Annotated in this window: 7 protein-coding genes; 1 reads left to right on the top strand and 6 read right to left on the bottom strand. The window is 68.1% G+C overall.

The annotated features are described in order from the left end of the window. Positions 1 to 193 precede the first annotated feature (193 nt). From HNP48_RS34280 to HNP48_RS34265, 4 genes are all read right to left on the bottom strand, one after another. On the bottom strand, positions 194 to 1,192 hold the full coding sequence (locus tag HNP48_RS34280) for a tripartite tricarboxylate transporter substrate binding protein (protein ID WP_184865959.1): 999 nt from the start codon (positions 1,190 to 1,192) through the stop codon (positions 194 to 196). A 30-nt stretch (positions 1,193 to 1,222) separates the two neighbouring features. Further along, the gene (locus tag HNP48_RS34275; RefSeq protein WP_184865957.1) at positions 1,223 to 2,437 is read right to left on the bottom strand and encodes a CaiB/BaiF CoA-transferase family protein; all 1,215 of its coding nucleotides are present in this window, start codon (positions 2,435 to 2,437) and stop codon (positions 1,223 to 1,225) included. Between the two features lie 8 nt (positions 2,438 to 2,445). Further along, the gene (locus tag HNP48_RS34270) at positions 2,446 to 3,585 is read right to left on the bottom strand and encodes a MaoC family dehydratase N-terminal domain-containing protein (RefSeq protein WP_184865955.1); all 1,140 of its coding nucleotides are present in this window, start codon (positions 3,583 to 3,585) and stop codon (positions 2,446 to 2,448) included. Between the two features lie 65 nt (positions 3,586 to 3,650). Then, positions 3,651 to 5,219, bottom strand: coding sequence for an acyl-CoA synthetase (locus HNP48_RS34265; RefSeq protein ID WP_184865953.1), 1,569 nt, complete (start codon positions 5,217 to 5,219; stop codon positions 3,651 to 3,653). A 364-nt stretch (positions 5,220 to 5,583) separates the two neighbouring features. Here HNP48_RS34265 and HNP48_RS34260 point away from each other — a divergent pair, with 364 nt between their 5' ends. Next, entirely contained in the window at positions 5,584 to 5,874 is a 291-nt protein-coding gene (locus HNP48_RS34260) for a hypothetical protein (RefSeq protein WP_184865951.1), read from the top strand. A gap of 122 nt (positions 5,875 to 5,996) precedes the next feature. On the opposite strand, the gene HNP48_RS34255 is transcribed toward HNP48_RS34260, so the two are convergent. Together HNP48_RS34255 and HNP48_RS34250 are read right to left on the bottom strand one after the other, a co-directional pair. Beyond that, positions 5,997 to 10,226, bottom strand: a complete 4,230-nt coding sequence (locus HNP48_RS34255; protein WP_184865949.1) for a DUF4347 domain-containing protein — start codon at positions 10,224 to 10,226, stop codon at positions 5,997 to 5,999. 263 nt (positions 10,227 to 10,489) lie between these two features. After that, the gene (locus HNP48_RS34250; protein ID WP_184865947.1) at positions 10,490 to 15,382 is read right to left on the bottom strand and encodes an FG-GAP-like repeat-containing protein; all 4,893 of its coding nucleotides are present in this window, start codon (positions 15,380 to 15,382) and stop codon (positions 10,490 to 10,492) included. Position 15,383 lies beyond the last annotated feature (1 nt).

The following is a 15,383-nucleotide window of genomic DNA, read 5'->3' as shown; positions in this document are numbered from 1 at the left end:
CGAGCCTTCCATGGCATGGGGACCTCCGGCGAAAGTTCGCCCAAAGTGTTCACCATGTCCTCGCACACCTGTTCACCATGTCCCCGGTCTATACAGCGAAGCAAAGAACAAGTACCTCGGCCGCCGGGCCGAGACCCGGCCTCCGCCCTCGGCAAAGAAACAGAAGCCAGCACCGCCTCAAAAAAACAAAAAACTACTGATCCGCCCTGATCCCAGCCGCCTTGATCACCGGCCCCCACCTTTCCCGCTCCTTCTTCGCAAACACCCCCAGATAGGCAGCACTCCCCCCCGCCGGCTCAAACCCCAGGTCCAACAAGCGCTGCCGTACCTCCGGCTTGCCCAGCACCTTGTTGACGGCGGCATTCAGCACCTTGGTGACCTCCACAGGCGTCCCCTTGGGCGCATACAAGGCATTCCAGGCCACGAACTCAAAACCCGCGTGGCCCTGCTCGGCCACGGGCTTGACGCCCGGCACCAGGCTGCTGGCGGTGCCCGAGGTCACGCCCAGGGCGCGCAGCTTGCCGGCCGCCAGGTGGGGGCGCAGGGCCAGGGGCGTGTCGATGGTCACGGACAGCTGGCCGCCCAGTACGTCGGTCATGGCGCTGCCCGAGCCCTTGTACGGGATACCGAAGAGCGGCACGCCCGAGCGCTCCTTCAAAAACTCGACCACCAGGCGCGCCGAGGTGCTGGGCATGGCGATGTCGGCCGAGCCGGGGGTGCGCTTGACGGCGTCGAGCACGTCGCCCACCGTGCGGTAGGGCGTGGCGGCGCCGGCGGCCAGCACCATGGGGAAGGTGCCTACCATGGCGATGGGCTCGAAGTCCTTCACCGGGTCAAACGGCATCTTGGGGTAAAGGAACTGGTTGAGCACGTGCGTGGCGTTGGTGCCCATGGTCAGCGTGTAGCCGTCGCCCGGGGCCTGGGCGGCCAGTTCGGTGCCCAGGATGCCGCCCGCGCCGGCCTTGTTCTCCACCACGATGGGCTGGCCCAGCTCGCGTGCGAGCTGTTCGCCCAGCAGCCGGGTGGCCACATCGGTGCCCTGGCCGGCGGCATACGCCACGATGATGCGGATGGGCTTGGTGGGGTAAGGGGGCGATGAGGCCGAGGCCTGCGCGTGGGATGCAGCGGGCACAGCGGTCAGCAATAGCACACTGGCAGCAGTCGTGATGTTGGCAGCGAGGGTGGTTCGCATGCTTGTCTCCTTGTGGTTGTATTCTGCAGGTCAGACAGAAGAGGGGGCGTGCGCGCGGGCGATACCGCGCTCGTAGAAGTCGTTCCTCTCTGTTGCGTTGAATCCGAGACCGGCCAGCACCTCGTCGGCGTGCTGGCTGAACCCGGGTGGCGGCGCGCCCGGCGAGGCCGGCGTGCCGTACAGGCGCATGGGCGCGCGCAGGGCCGTGAAGCCCTCTTGCTGTATGACCATGCCGCGGTGCGCGCAGTGCGCCTGGGCCAGGGCCCGGGGCACGTCGTTCACCACGCCGGCGGGCACGCCCACGCGCATCAGCGCTTCGCACAGGGGCTCGCAATCGGCATCGGCAATGGCCGCCTCGATGATGGCCTTGAGCGCCGGCCGGTGCGCCAGGCGCTCGGCATTGCTGCGAAAGCGCGCGTCGCCCGGCAGGCCCGGCTGGCCGATGTGCGCGCTGAAGCGCCTGAACTGGCCGTCGTTGAGGATGCCGATGAACACATGGCCATCGCGCGCGCGGAACTTGTCGTACGGCGCGATGTTGGGGTGGGCGCTGCCCAGCAGGCCCGGCGCCTGGTGCGATGCGAACCAGTTCGACGCATGGGGCAGCAGCAGGCTCAATGCGGTGTCGTACAGCGTGGCCTCCACGCGCTGGCCCTGGCCGCTGGCCTGGCGGCTGCACAGCGCCATGAGGATGCCGGTGAGCGCGACGTAGCCCGTGAGGTGGTCCACGATGGGGATGCCCATGCGCGTGGCGCCGCTCGCCGATTCGCCGTTGATGCTCATCAGCCCGCACTGCGCCTGCAGCACCGCGTCGTACCCCGGCAGGCCGCCCAGCGGGCCGTCGCGGCCAAAGCCCGAGATGGCGCAGTAGACGAGCCGCGGGTAGCGCGCGGCCAGGGCCTGCTCGTAGCCCAGGCCCCATTTCTCCATGGTGCCGGGCAGAAAATTTTCTACCAGCACATCGGCGTCGGCCAGCAGGCGGTGCAGCACCTCCTGTGCCTCGGGCTGTGCCAGGTCCAGGGCCAGGGCCTTCTTGCCGCGGTTGAGCGCGGCAAAGTAGGCGCTGTGGCCCATGGCGTCGTAGGGCGGGCCCAGGTGGCGGGTTTCGTCGCCGCCCGGCGGCTCGATCTTGACGACCTGGGCGCCGTTGTCCGACAGCATCTGGGTGCACAGGGGGCCTGCGAGCACGCGCGTCAGGTCCACGACGCGCAGGCCCCCGAGCGCGGTGGCGCCAGGGGTGGTTGCCATGGCGCTGCTCACCCGCGGCTGGGCAGCACCACGATGCCGCCGCCCACGGCGGACTGCTCGCCGTCCTGGTTCTGCGCCTCCTGTGCGATCTCCACCAGGTGCTTGCCGTTCTCGACGAACTTGCGCACCACCTTGCCCTTGATGAACACCATGTCGCCCTCGGGGTTGTGGCGGCGCACCTTGCAGCTGGCCTTGTGCAGAAAGCCGGTGTCGCCCATCCAGTTGGTGAGGTGGTGCGTCATCCACGAGGTGCGCTCGGGGCCGTAGTCATAAGCGCCGGGGGCGCCGACTTCGAGGGCGAAGTCTTCTTCCCAGTGCACGCGCTCGGGCACGTCGGGAATGCCGAAGCGGTTCTTGATGCCCACGCCCGGGTGCGCGTCGATGAGCTTCCAGGCCAGCTTGTTGGCGCGGATGTACAGGCCGCCCCAGCCCTGCGCGTAGGCGACAAAGCCGGTCACCGTCATCGGGCCCTTGAACATGGTGGGCAGCTCGTCGCCCACGTTCACGTCTTCCCAGTAGCGCGGCACGGCGCCACGCACCTCTTCGTCGCGGTAGAGCTTGTAGGCCTCGCCCAGCTCCTCGTCGGTGTAGCGGCGCACGCCGCGCTCACGCACCTCGCGGTACTTGGTGCCGTTCTCGCGCGCATGGTCGCGCTCGGTACGGAAGCACCAGCTGTCGGCCTCGGCCACCTTGTCGCCGCTTTGGTTGAAGAAGTCCACGTGGTAGATCTGCTGGATGGCGCGGCCGGCAAAGCGGGTCTGGTGCTCGACCAGGTCCTTCAGGTACGCCTCGGTGGAGATCACGTCGTTGCGCCGCACCTCCTTGTGCCAGGTCCAGTCGGCCCCCGACCACATGGCGTGCACGCCCGGCAGGCCGCCCACATAGCCCGAGACGATGCGGCTGGTGGAAAACAGAAAGCTGGGCAGCGCCACGATGCCGCCGTAGTGGCTCTTGGCCGCGTAGTCGGGGTCGCACCACAGCGGGTTGTCGTCGCCAATGCCGTGGGCGTAGTGGCGGATGTTGTCGCGCGTGGCCTCGTAGCACCAGGGTTCGGCCGTCTGGCCGATCTTCACGCCGATGCGCTGGCGCAGCTCATCGAGGCCGCTGTCGGTGATCTTGGGGAAGGTGCGTTGGGTTTCGGTGGACATGGTGTGTCTCCTTTTTTCTGCGGGTGGTTGAAATGGAAAGGGGAAAGGGAAGGGGGGAAGGGGAATCAGTGCGCCGCCGCTTCTGCCAGCGCGGCGGCCTCGCGCTCGCGCAGCACCTTGCGGTGCACCTTGCCGGCGGGGGTCTTGGGCAGTTCGGGCACCAGGGCGATGTGGCGCGGGTACTCGTGCTGGCTGAGCTTGGTCTTGACGAGGGTCTGCACCTCGTCGATGAAGGCATCGCTGCGCGCGCGGTCCGACACGATGAAGGCCTTGACCACCTGGCCGCGGATCGCGTCGGGCACACCGATGACGGCGGCCTCGAGCACGTCCTCGTGCATGAGGATCACGTTCTCGATCTCCACCGCGCTCATGGTCCAGCCGGCCGAGATGATCACGTCGTCGGCCCGGCCGCCGTGGTAGAAGTAGCCGTCTTCATCGGTGCGGCCCAGGTCCTTGGTGGGCACCCACTGGCCGCGGCGCAGCACCATGAGCTGGCCGGTCACGCCGGGCGGGCAGACCTGGCCCTCGGCGTCATGCACCTCGACCACGGTGCCCGGCACGGCCTTGCCCAGCGAGCCGCGCTTGACCGGGAAGTCCGCTGCGCCCGGGTAGCTGGCCAGCACCACGCCGATCTCGGTCGTGCCGTACATGCTGCACACCGGCAGGCCGAACTGCTGCTGCACGAAGTCGGCCGTGTCATCGTCGATGGGCTCGCCGGTGAACGACAGTTTCTCGAAGTGGTAGGCATGCTCGCCCGCCTTGCCGCAGTTCTTCATCATGCGGTAGTGCGTGGCGGCGGCCGACATGTTGGTGAAACGGTGGGCCGACAGCGCGGCCAGCAGGCGCTCGGGGTTGAAGCGGCCGCTGTACGCGCCCACCGTGAGCCCCAGTGCCAGCGGCGCCAGCGTGCCATGCCACAGGCCATGGCCCCAAGCGGGAGACGAGGGGCACATGAAACGGTCGCCCGGGCGCAGCCCCGTGCCGTAGAGCGCAGCCACCATCAGCGTGACCAGGGCCTTGTGCGTGTGCTTCACGGCTTCGGGCAGCTCGCGCGTGGTGCCCGAGGTGTACTGGAACACCGCCAGGTCATCGGGTGCGGAGTGCACCTGGTACCGCGCGGGCAGCGCGGCCAGCTGTTGCCAAAGATCTCCGTCGAACACCTCGAACGGCGTGCTGCCGCCCAGGCCGGCAGCCACGGCGCGCTTGTCTTCGTTGGTGACCAGCAGGGCGGGTTGGCAGTCGCCCACACGCAGGCGCACCCCATCGGGCCCGAACAGGGTGAACAGCGGCACGGCGATGGCGCCGCGCTTGATCACGCCGAACATGGCCGTGTAGAACTCGCGCGAGGGCTCCAGCATGATGGCCACGCGCTCGCCGCGGGCCACGCCCCGGGCTTCGAGCCAATGGGCAAAGCGCGAGGAATCGCGTGCGAGCTCGTCGAAGCTGATTTTTTCATCCACGCCGTCTGCGCGGCAGACGATCACCGCATCGTGGCCCTGGCCGGCATGGCGGTCCACGCACTCGTGGGCAATGTTGAAGGACTGGCGGTCCCCATCGAAAAGATCCCACAGCTTCTCGCTGGAGAACTGGCTCTGGGCGTCGGCGTAGCGGGTGGTGTCGGTCAATCGGTTCATGGCTGCATGGGCTCTGTGTGGCGGTGCATGCAGTCTCGAATTTCAATCAAAAATTGTCAAATAAGATGATTGTTTGTACATAGACAATAGCAATGCATTTGAGGACCAGGACGTTTGGCGGTATTCGGGGGCGCGCGCGGCGTGGAGCGGTGTGCTCGGGGGAGGTGCTGCGGTCGGGATGGGGGACGCGGGAACCGTGGGCTGCTGTCGGTGCAGCTGCAGCAGGGACTGCTGGCGCAGCGTGGGTGTCCGTCGCGGTGCAGTTGCTGGTGGGAATTGTCTATGAACAATTGATGGTTTGTTTTGACAATTTTGAGGTGGGCTCATGACAATGGCGGATTCCCTCTACCACCACGGCCCGACCATGAACCGCCAACTCAAGACCTTCGAGCAACTCCGATCGCTGATTGCACAGGCGGTGCACCAGCAGCAGACACTCGGCTTGGCGGAGCCGCGCCTCATCGCACTGCCCGAGCGCGATGCGAGCGGCTGCAACTGGGCTGTGGCGGGCTGGAACACGCCCAGTGGTGCGGAGTGGCCCGCGTGTTCGGAACTGATGCAGCTGGTGCAGAGCTACCAGCGGCAGTTCAACGCCGTGGGCCGGGCGCCGGGCAATGCGACGGCCGTGCTGCTGCCCGTGAAGCCGGGCGCCTGAGCCCGCGAGTAGGTCTTGCAGAAAGAAAAAGGCCCGCATGCGCGGGCCTTGGTGCAGGAGGGCGAGGGCCTGTTGGCACTAATTTCGGCGACCCCGAGATTGGTGTCAAAAGGCCCTGGCCGTCAGGTGAACTCCAGCCCCTTGGCCGACAGCCCCACCAGGTCGATGCGCGCCGCCGTCACATCCAGGTTGGCGGCCAGCACCACCACCTCGTTGAACGAGACCCCGCTGCCTATCAGGTCCACCAGGGGCTTGAGTTCGGCCTGCGAGCCTGTGCGGCCCATGATGTTGGTCCACAGCAACTGCGCCACCTGGTTGGGCGTTTGCGCGCCCAGCAACTGCAGGCCGATGCCCGCGATGGTCTGGCTGGTGGCGCCGGCATCGAGCAGGCGGATCACCTCGCCCACCACGCCCTTGTTGGCCAGCAGGGCCGGGCCGCCCAAGGCTCCGAGCAGCTTGGCGGCCTGGCCGGCGTTGCCGTTCAGGTCCAGGGCCAGCTTGGTGTCGCTGAAGCTGACGCGTTCAACCCGCGTCATGTCGAGCATGGCCCCATCGGTCAGGCGCTGCAGGGTGTAACCACCGTTGGCGTTTTGCTGCACGTGGGACTGGCCCAGCGTGGCCGGGATCACGACGGTATCGGTGCCCGCGCCGCCATCCACGAAGCGTGCCAGGCCCAAGGTCGGGCTGATGGTGTTGTTGCCGGCATTGCCCGTGACGGTCACATCGCGGATGGCATCCACGCGCATGGCTCCCGCACTGGCCATGCCCTCCAGCAACTGCGCTGGCGTCTTGCCCGCGCTTTGCTGCGGGAAGAACTGCGCAAACAAGGTGGCCACCTCGGTCGCCGAGGTGGTGGTGAAGGGCTGGATGATGGCGCCCTCGCCCTGCGTGAGGTCGCGCCCCAGCCACTTCTGGAACAGGTAGGCCGCCGCCTCTTCGGCGGCGCTGTGGGCCACGGTGAGGCTGGGGCCTGTGGCAAAGCGCACCTGCTCCACATCGACCAGCCAATCGGAGACACCCGATGCGGTATGGGTCAGCTTGATGCCTGCACCATCCAGCGTTACGGTGTAGTCGGTGCGCGCGCCTTCCTGGATGGCGACGTCGAAGCCGGATCCCCCGTTGAGCTTGTCGCTTCCGGTCCCACCCGACAGCAGGTCATTGCCCGCACCGCCGAACACGATGTCATCGCCTGCGTCGCCGTAGACCTGGTCATCTCCGGCTTCGCTGCCCACGGTGTCGTCGCCATCACCACCGTGGATGGTGTCATTGCCCGGGCCGAGCACGATCCACTGGGCGGTGCCATCGCCGGCGGCCATGTTCTGGCCGGCACCGCCGATGATGCGCACGGCGCCGACGACGGCCACGAACTCCGCGTTGTCCACCTGCACCACGGCGCCCGCGGGCAGTGCGCGCGCGTCGACGACGATGGCCTGCTTGCCGTCGTCCGCCAGGGCGCTGCCGTTGATCACCAGCGGCACAGCGGGATTGAAGCCGGTGCCGGTCGTGGGCTTGATGGTCTGCACCACCAGGGATTCGCTGGCGCCCAGTGTGGCCAGGAAGCTCTGCGCCTGGGTGCCCAGTTCGGAGTTGTTGCCCGCCGCGGAGTCGATGCGCCGCAGCAACTCGGCCTGTGCGGCTGAGCCCGTGGAGCCTGTGGCTTGCCCCTCTGCCGTGATGCCCACGCCCGTGGGCAGGCTGACGGACACGAGGGCGTGGCCGTCAGTTGCCTTGACGATGGGGATGTCGGCCAGCGCTGTGCCCGAACCGGGCGTGTCGGGGCGGTTGCTGGCAATCACTGGCACCGTCGTGGTGGTGGTGCCATCGGGTGCCGTGGTGACGATGACAGGCGTTCCATCCACGGTCGTGGATGGGGCAGGCGTGCCCGAGACCGTGACCGCGTTGCCGGTGAGGTCGGCAATCACCACTGCCGCATCGGCACCGGCGTTCCAGTCCTCGGCAAAGGCAATGTTGTAGGTGGTGCGGTCGGTGGCGCTGGTTCCGGCCTTGTCCAGCAGCAGGTTCACGGCGGCCTTGTCGGTGGCGCTCAGCGTCAGGGTGAAGCGGGTGGCGCTGGTGATGTCCACGTTGGCAGTGTCGGTCAGCACGTAGGTGCCACCGGCCTTGCCGGTGAAGGTGAGCTTGTTGGCCACAATGTCGTTGGCCGTGCCAGCCTTGGTCAGCAGACGGGTGCCTGTGACCACCAGCACCCCGGTGCCCGCATCATAGGTGGCGCTGGTGACGGCGGGCGCGACGACGTTGCTCACGGTGATGGCATTGCCCGTCAGGTCGGCCACCACTGCGGCAGGTGCTGCGCCGGCGGCCCAGTCTTCGGCCGCGGCCAGGTTGTAGGTGGTGGCGCTGGTCGAGCTGGTGCCGTTCTTGTTGAGCAGCGTGTTCACGGCGCTCCAGTCGGCCGCGCTCAGTGTCAGTGTGAAGGTGGTGGCGCTGGTGATCTCCACATTGTCGGTGGTGGTCAGCGTGTGGCTTGCGCCACCCTCGCCGGTCAAGGTGAACTTGTTGGCGACGATGTCGTTGGCGGCCCCCGCCAAATTGCTGAAGCCGGTGCCGGTGACCACCAGGGCGCCGCTGGTGGCGTCGTAGGTGGCGCTGGTGATGGTGGGTGCTGGCCCAGGGATGAAGACCGTGATGCCATTGCCCGTGAGGTCGGCGGTGTTGCCGCCCGTGACCACGCTGTTCCAGTCGTCGGCCGCGGCCAGGTTGTAGACGGTACCGCCCGTGGAGGTGGTTCCACCCTTGTTGAGCAGCGCTGCCACCGCAGCGACGTCGGCCCCCGAGAGGGTCACGGAAAAGCTGGTGGCCGAGATGACCTCGACGTTGCCCGAAGTGGACAGCACGCGGGTGCCGCCCCCTTGGCCGGTGATGGTCAGCTTGTTGACCGTGACATCGTTGGTGGGGCCGTCGGTCTTGACCAGGTTGGTGCCCGTGACCGTGAGGACCTGGGTGCTGGTGTCGTAGGTGGCGCTGGTGATGGTGGGCGCGGTGACGTTGCTGGCGGTGACGGCGTTGCCGGTGGTGTCGGCCGAGGCTCCCGACTGCCAGCCCGCGGCGGCCGCCAGGTTGTAGATGCCGGTGTCCACTGCCGCGAGGCCGTTGTTGTTGAGCAGGCCGTTGACGCTGAGCTTGTCCGCATCGTTGAGCGTGACCGAGAAGGCCGTGGCACTGCTAGCGTTGACGTTGCCGCTGGTCAGCGTGTAGCTGATGCCGCCCTGGCCGGTGAGGGCGAGCTTGCCGACATCGACATTGCCACCGCTGGCAAGGTTGGTGCCGGTGACGGACAGCACCCCGGTCGATGCGTTGTAGGTGGCGCTGGTGATGGCCGAGGCCGCTGCGACCGCAGGTTCGAAGTCCAGATCATCGAGGGCCAGTTTGAGGCCGGCGCCAGCGATGGTGAAACTGGTGATGTTCTGGAACTCGGTATTGCCCGAGGTGCTCACGTTCTGCTGCAGCAGGGGCGTGCCATTGCTGGGGTAGCTCAGGGCGACCCCGCCATTGGGGGTCAGGGTGACATTGGCGGTTGCCGTGGCACTGAAGCTCAGGTTGTTCAGCCGGAATGCACTGCCATCGGCCGCCTCCACCTTGATGCTGGAGATCCCCAGGGCGCCGGTCTGGTCGAAGAGGAGAAAGTAGTCGCCGGCGTTGTTGCCGAGCCCTGACAAGGCGCTGCTGTTGGAAACAACGTTGGTGTAGCTGCCGGTGCCCGTGATCGTGTACTTGATGCCATCCAGCGTGAAGGTGTTGGCCGAGAAGCTGGCGCCTGCATTGGTATCGTAGTTTTCGTCCGCGGGCGCGGCCAGCACCCCGGCATAGGCGTCAGGGCCCACCAGCGCAGGGGTGTGGACGCTACCCTGGTGCCGCCCGAGCACCCAGTCACCGCCCAGCTGTGGCGAGCCGGTGAGGTTGGTGGACGCCGCCACATTGGCCCCGAACAGCCCGGACAGGCTGCGCAGCAAGTCGGCCCCCTGCCTGCCCGCGCCGCTGTGGCAGCCATAGAGCAGCACATCGCCATCGTCGGCGAGCGCGCTGCCGATGGCGCGCAGCAGGTCGGCATGCACGGTGGCGTTGCCGGCATCCAGCACCGTGGTGCCCCAGTGCAGGCGGCCCTGGCTGCCGTGGGAGAGCACATGCAGGGCACCGATGTCGCTGCGTCCCTGCAGGTGGGCCGCCATCTGCGCCAGGCCGTCGCGCATGCCATCGAGCACCACGACCTCGGCGCCCTCGGGGGCGGCTGTGGCCAGCGCCGCTCCATCATGCAGGTCGTTGAAGATGAAGACCACTTGCAAGGGGCTGTGCGCGTTTGCGGGAGGGGTGATGTCGTCCATAAGGTAGGCCATGCTGGTTGCATCCTCGTTCTGGCGGCGAGGAGACCGGGTCCCTGCGACAGCAGATCTCCAGGAACTCCATCGGGGACCGGATGCCCACGCAGGCATCCGGCTCGGGGCGCAGCGCATCACCAGTGCCCGGGGCCAAGCCCAGGACGCGAGCGGCCGCGGAAGCTCTTTTTTACCAGAAAGCGCGCGGCAAACGAAGTGTTTCTTGCTGTGGGTGCCTGGATCGACGGCCCTTGCCCATCAGGCGAATTCCAAGCCCTTCGCCGTCAGGCGAATTCCAAGCCCTTCGCCGCCAGTCCCACCAGGTCAATGCGCACGGCCGTCGCCTCCAGATTGGCCGCCATCACCACCAGCTCGGCCGCACTGGTGCCCCCGGCCATGAGGTCGGTGAGGATCTTGAGCTCGCCATCCGTGCCCGCCCGGCCCGTAACGTTGGTCCACAGCGTCTGCGCGACCTGGGTGGGGGTGTTGGCACCCAGCAGCTGCAACCCCAGGCCCGCAATGGTCTGGCTGCTGGCCCCGGCATCGAGCAGGCGGATCACCTCGCCCACGATGCCCTTGTTGGCCAGAATGCCCGGGCCGGCCAGGGCCCCCAGCAGCTTGGCCGCCTGGCCCGCATTGCCATTGAGGTCCAGCGCCAGCTTGGTATCGCTGAAGCTCACGCGCTCGACCCGTGTCACGTCCAGCATGGCCCCATCGGTCATGCGCTGCAGGGTGAAGGATCCATTGGCGTTGTGCTGCACATGGGTCTGCGCCAGGCTGGCCGGGATCACCACCGTATCGGTGCCCGCACCGCCATCCACATACCGTGCCAGGCCCAGGGTCGGGCTGATGGTGTTATGGCCCGCATCGCCGGTCACCGTGACCTCGCGGATGGCATCCACGCGGATGGCGCCTGCACCGGCCATGCCCTCCAGGAGTTGGGCTGCCGTCTTGCCCGCGGTCTGCGTGGGGAACACCTGGGCGAACAAGGTTGCCACCTCCAGCGCCGTCTTGCCGGTGAGGCTCTGGATGATGGCACCCTCGCTTTGCGTGAGATCACGCCCCAGCCACTTCTGGAACAGATAGGCCCCGGCCTCCTCGGCCGCACTGTGCGCCACCGTGAGACTCGGGCCGGTCGCAAAGCGCACCTGCTCCACATCCACCAGCCAGTCGGACACGCCACTGGCGGTATGGGTCAGCTTGATGCCCGCCCCTTCGAGAACCACGGTGTAGTCGCTGCGCGCCCCCTCCTGGATCGCCACATCAAAGCCCGTGCCGCCATTGAGTTTGTCGCTGCCGGTTCCACCCGAGAGCAGGTCATTGCCCGCACCGCCAAACACGGTGTCGTCCCCGGCATCGCCATAGACCTGGTCATCGCCGGCCTCGCTGCCCACGGTGTCATTGCCGCCACCGCCATGGATCACATCGTCATCGGGGCCCAGCACGATCCACTGGGCGGCGCCATCGCCGCTGGCGGCATTCTGGCCGGCCCCGCCGATCAGGCGCACATTGCCCACCACGGCGATGAACTCGATGTTGTCCACCTGGATCACCGTGCCCGAAGGCAGGGCACGCGCATCCACGATCACCGCCTGCTTGCCATCGGCGGCGTTGGAGCTGCCATTGATCACCAGGGGCTGGGAGGCGTCATAGCCGGCACCGATGGTGGGCTTGAGGATCTGCACGCTCAGCGGCTCATTGGGCGCGAGCGTGGCATAGAACACCTGGCCGGCATTGGTCAGCTCGGGGTTGTCGCCGGCAATGCGCTCGATGCGGAACCCAAGCTCGGCCAGGGCGGCAGAGCCCGTGGTGGTGGTGGTCAGCCCCTCGGCCGACAGGCCCACGCCGGTGGGCACGCTGACCGAGACGATGGGAGAACCGCTGGGGGAGGTGACCAGGGGGATATCGGCCAGCGGGGTGCTGGTGCCCGGGGTATCGGGGCGGGTGGGCACCACCACGGGGATGGTGACGATGGTGGAGCCACCGGGGCCGGGGGTGGTGGTGACGGGTACGCCGTCCACCGTGGTGGGGGGCGGGGTCACGGGGCCGGGGTCGGCCGGGGTGTGGTTGGTCACGGCCGTGGCTGCCAGCGTGGCGGCATCGTTGCCGGCCAGGTCCTGCAGGGCGCTGGCGTCGTCGCCGGCCGTGGGGTCGGTGTAGGCCACGGTCACCGCCTGGTCGTGGGCCACGGGGGTGGTGAGGGTCAGGGTCACGGTCTTGGCCGCCGCATTCACCACCGCAGCCGTGGCCCCATTGGCCACCGCCCCCACCATCACGGTGAAGGCGCCGGGGGCAGCGGTGTTGACCGCATCGAGTGAGCCCGCATCGGTGTAGGTCAGCACCAGCGTGCTGCCATTGACGGTGGCCGAAGCCAGCACTGGGGCGATGGGATCGATGGTGAGCGCCAGGCCCGGCGAGGCTGCGCTGGCATTGCCCGCCGCGTCCGAGGCCTTGGTGCTCAGGGTGTGCGCGCCTGCCGCCAGCGGTGCGCTGGTGATGGACCAGTGGCCCGCACCGTCGGCGGTGGTGCTGCCGCGCACGGTGCTGCCATCGGTGTCGTACAGGGTCACGGTGCTGCTGGGGTCGGCTGTGCCCGTGAGGGTGGGGGTGGTGTCGGCGGTGATGCCGTCGCTGGGGCTGCTGCCGGTGTCGCTGGCGGCGCCAAGCGTGGCGGCGCTGGGGGTGGCGGGGGCGGTGGTGTCCAGCGTATAGGCCTCGCCAGCGGTGTAGCCGCCCGTGATGGCCAGGCCCGCGCCGTTCTGGATGCCGGTGCCGCTGTTCTTGAGGTCCAGCCGCAGGTCGCCGTCGCCGCCCAGGCCGCTGGCGGTCAGGGTCCAGGTGCTGCCGCTGCCGCTGATGCCGGTCACGCTGCCCGCGGCGGTGCCGGTGGTGGTGAGTGTGAAGTCGGCAGGGTCCACGCCGGTCACGGCCTGGCTGAAGGTGACGGTGTAGTCCACGCTGCTGGCATTGGTCAGCGCCGTGGCGCCGGTGCGCACGATGCTGCTGACCGAGGGGCCGGCCGTCACCACCAGGGCAAAGGTGTCGCTGGTGCTCAGGCTGCCGTCGCTGGCCGTGACGCGGATCTGCAGTGTGCCTGCATCGCCCGGCGCCGGGGTGCCGTCGAAGCTGCGGCTGCCGGGGGTGAAGGTGAGCCAGGCCGGCAAGGCGCCGCCGCCGTCGAGCGTGGCCGTGTAGGTAAGCGTGGTGCCGGCGTCCACGTCCACGAAGGCATTGGCGGCGAAGGCGAAGTTGAAAACCTGGGTGGCCTGTGCGGCCTGGTCGGGCAGGGGGATGGCGAGCGTGGGCGCCTCGTTGACATTGGTCAGCGTGACGGTGAAGGCCTTGTCCACGCCCAGGCCGCCCGCATCGGTGCTGCGCACGGTGACGGCGTAGCTGGCCTGGGCCTCGTAGTCGAGCACGGTGCCCGCCTTGAACTGCAGGGTGCTGCCGCTGAGGGCGAAGTCGCCCGCGTCTGCCCCGCCGACGATGCTGTAGGTGAAGCTGTCGCCCGCGTTGGGGTCGGTGGTGGACAGGGTGCCTATGGCCAGCGGCGTGGCCGTGGGCGTGTTCTCGGCCACGCTGCTGGCCGAGAGCGCGACGTCGGTGGGCGCCTCGTTGACCACGGTAACGGCGCTGCCCGCGCCATTGGTCACCGCCGTCTGCCCGCTGGCCATGCGGCTGCCGCCGGGGCTGAGGGTGAGATCGGTGTCGCCGTCGATGGACAGGCGGTAGGTCTGCCCGTTGGCCAGGCCGCTGCGGTCGTTGAAGAAGGCGCTGATGCGGTAGGTCTCGTTACCGCCCTGGGCCACGGAGATGGCCAGGCCCGAGAACGTGATCTCGTTGGTGCCCGCGTTGTAGGTGCCTACCACGTTGGTGGCGTCGGGGCCGCTCAGGCGCCAGGTCACCTTGCTGAAGTCGCCCGTGCCCGAGGTGTGCACCTTGAGCTGCGACACCCCCAGCGCCAGGCCGTCGCTGCCGCCGCCGTCGGTAAGGCGGAAGTCGAACACGTCCATCGCCTCGGCTGCGGTGTCGGCCGTACTGGGCAGGCCCACGGGTTCGCTCACCCCGGCGCCGGGGGTGAGCGTGCCGTCGGCATTGGTGGCGGGCACGGCGTTGTTCAGGTAGAGCTTGACGGCCCCCTCGTAGAGGGGCACCGTCCAGTTGCCGGCGTAGAAGGCCACGGCCACGTCGACATCGCCATCACCGTCCACATCGCCCGCCGCCAGGGCCCGGCCGGGCACCGGGCTGCCGTTGTACATGTAGGCCGGGTCCTGCAGCACCACGCCCGAGTCAGTGAACGCGCCCGCGCCGTTGTTGAGCATGATCTTCTGGCCCAGGCCGTCGAGGTCGCCATCGCCGTCCACGTCGGCAAAGCTGCCGGGCGCCTCGGCCCGGGTGAAGACCTGCAGCTGGTTGCCCAGGGCGCCGCTGCCGTTGTTCTGGAACAGGATGAGGTTGGCGCTGGCGCCGTTCATACCACTGACCAGGGCGTCGGCGTGGCCATCGCCCGTGAGCTCGGCCGACAGGGCCGCGCCGCCGAAGGCGTCACCAAAGCTGCTGTGCGGGGTGAAGCCGCCGCTGCCATTGTTGGCCAGGATGCGCACTGCGTTGTCTTCGACGATCAAGGCATCCCTGTCGCCGTCGCGGTCCAGGTCCACCAGCGTCAGGGCCACCGGGTCGGAGACCTTGGCCGGGCTGGAGTCCAGGGTGAATGCGCCGGCACCGTTGTTCTTGTAGACCGCGTAGTTGCCCTGGAAGATGCCGATCAGCACATCCAGGTCGCCATCGCCATCGAGGTCGGCGATCTCTGCGGCCTGGATGTTGCTGCCAATGGTCCCGCCCGCGGTGAAGGTGCCCGTGCCGTTGTTCTGCCAGACCTGCAGGGGCGACTGGTAGCTGCGCGTGACCAGCTCCAGCTCGGGGTCGGCGTCCAGGTTGACCAGCCACGACTGCACGATGCGCGCCGCGGGCAGGCTCTGGTGCAGGCTGAAGTTGCCGGCGCCGTCGTTCATCCAGATCTGGCTGGGCTGGTTGCCGCTGGCCTTCTCCACGCCGATGAAGATGTCCAGATCCCCATCGCCATCGAAGTCGGCGAAGCGGGCCGTGCTGGCGCTGGAGTTGTCGGTGGCGTTGGCGTAGGACCAGAGGGTCGGGCCAGTGGTGTAGGCGAGTGCCATG

The organism is Acidovorax soli, from assembly GCF_014207955.1.
GTDB classification, from domain to species: Bacteria; Pseudomonadota; Gammaproteobacteria; order Burkholderiales; family Burkholderiaceae_C; genus Acidovorax; species Acidovorax soli_A.
This window is presented reverse-complemented; position numbering and strand designations above follow the sequence as displayed.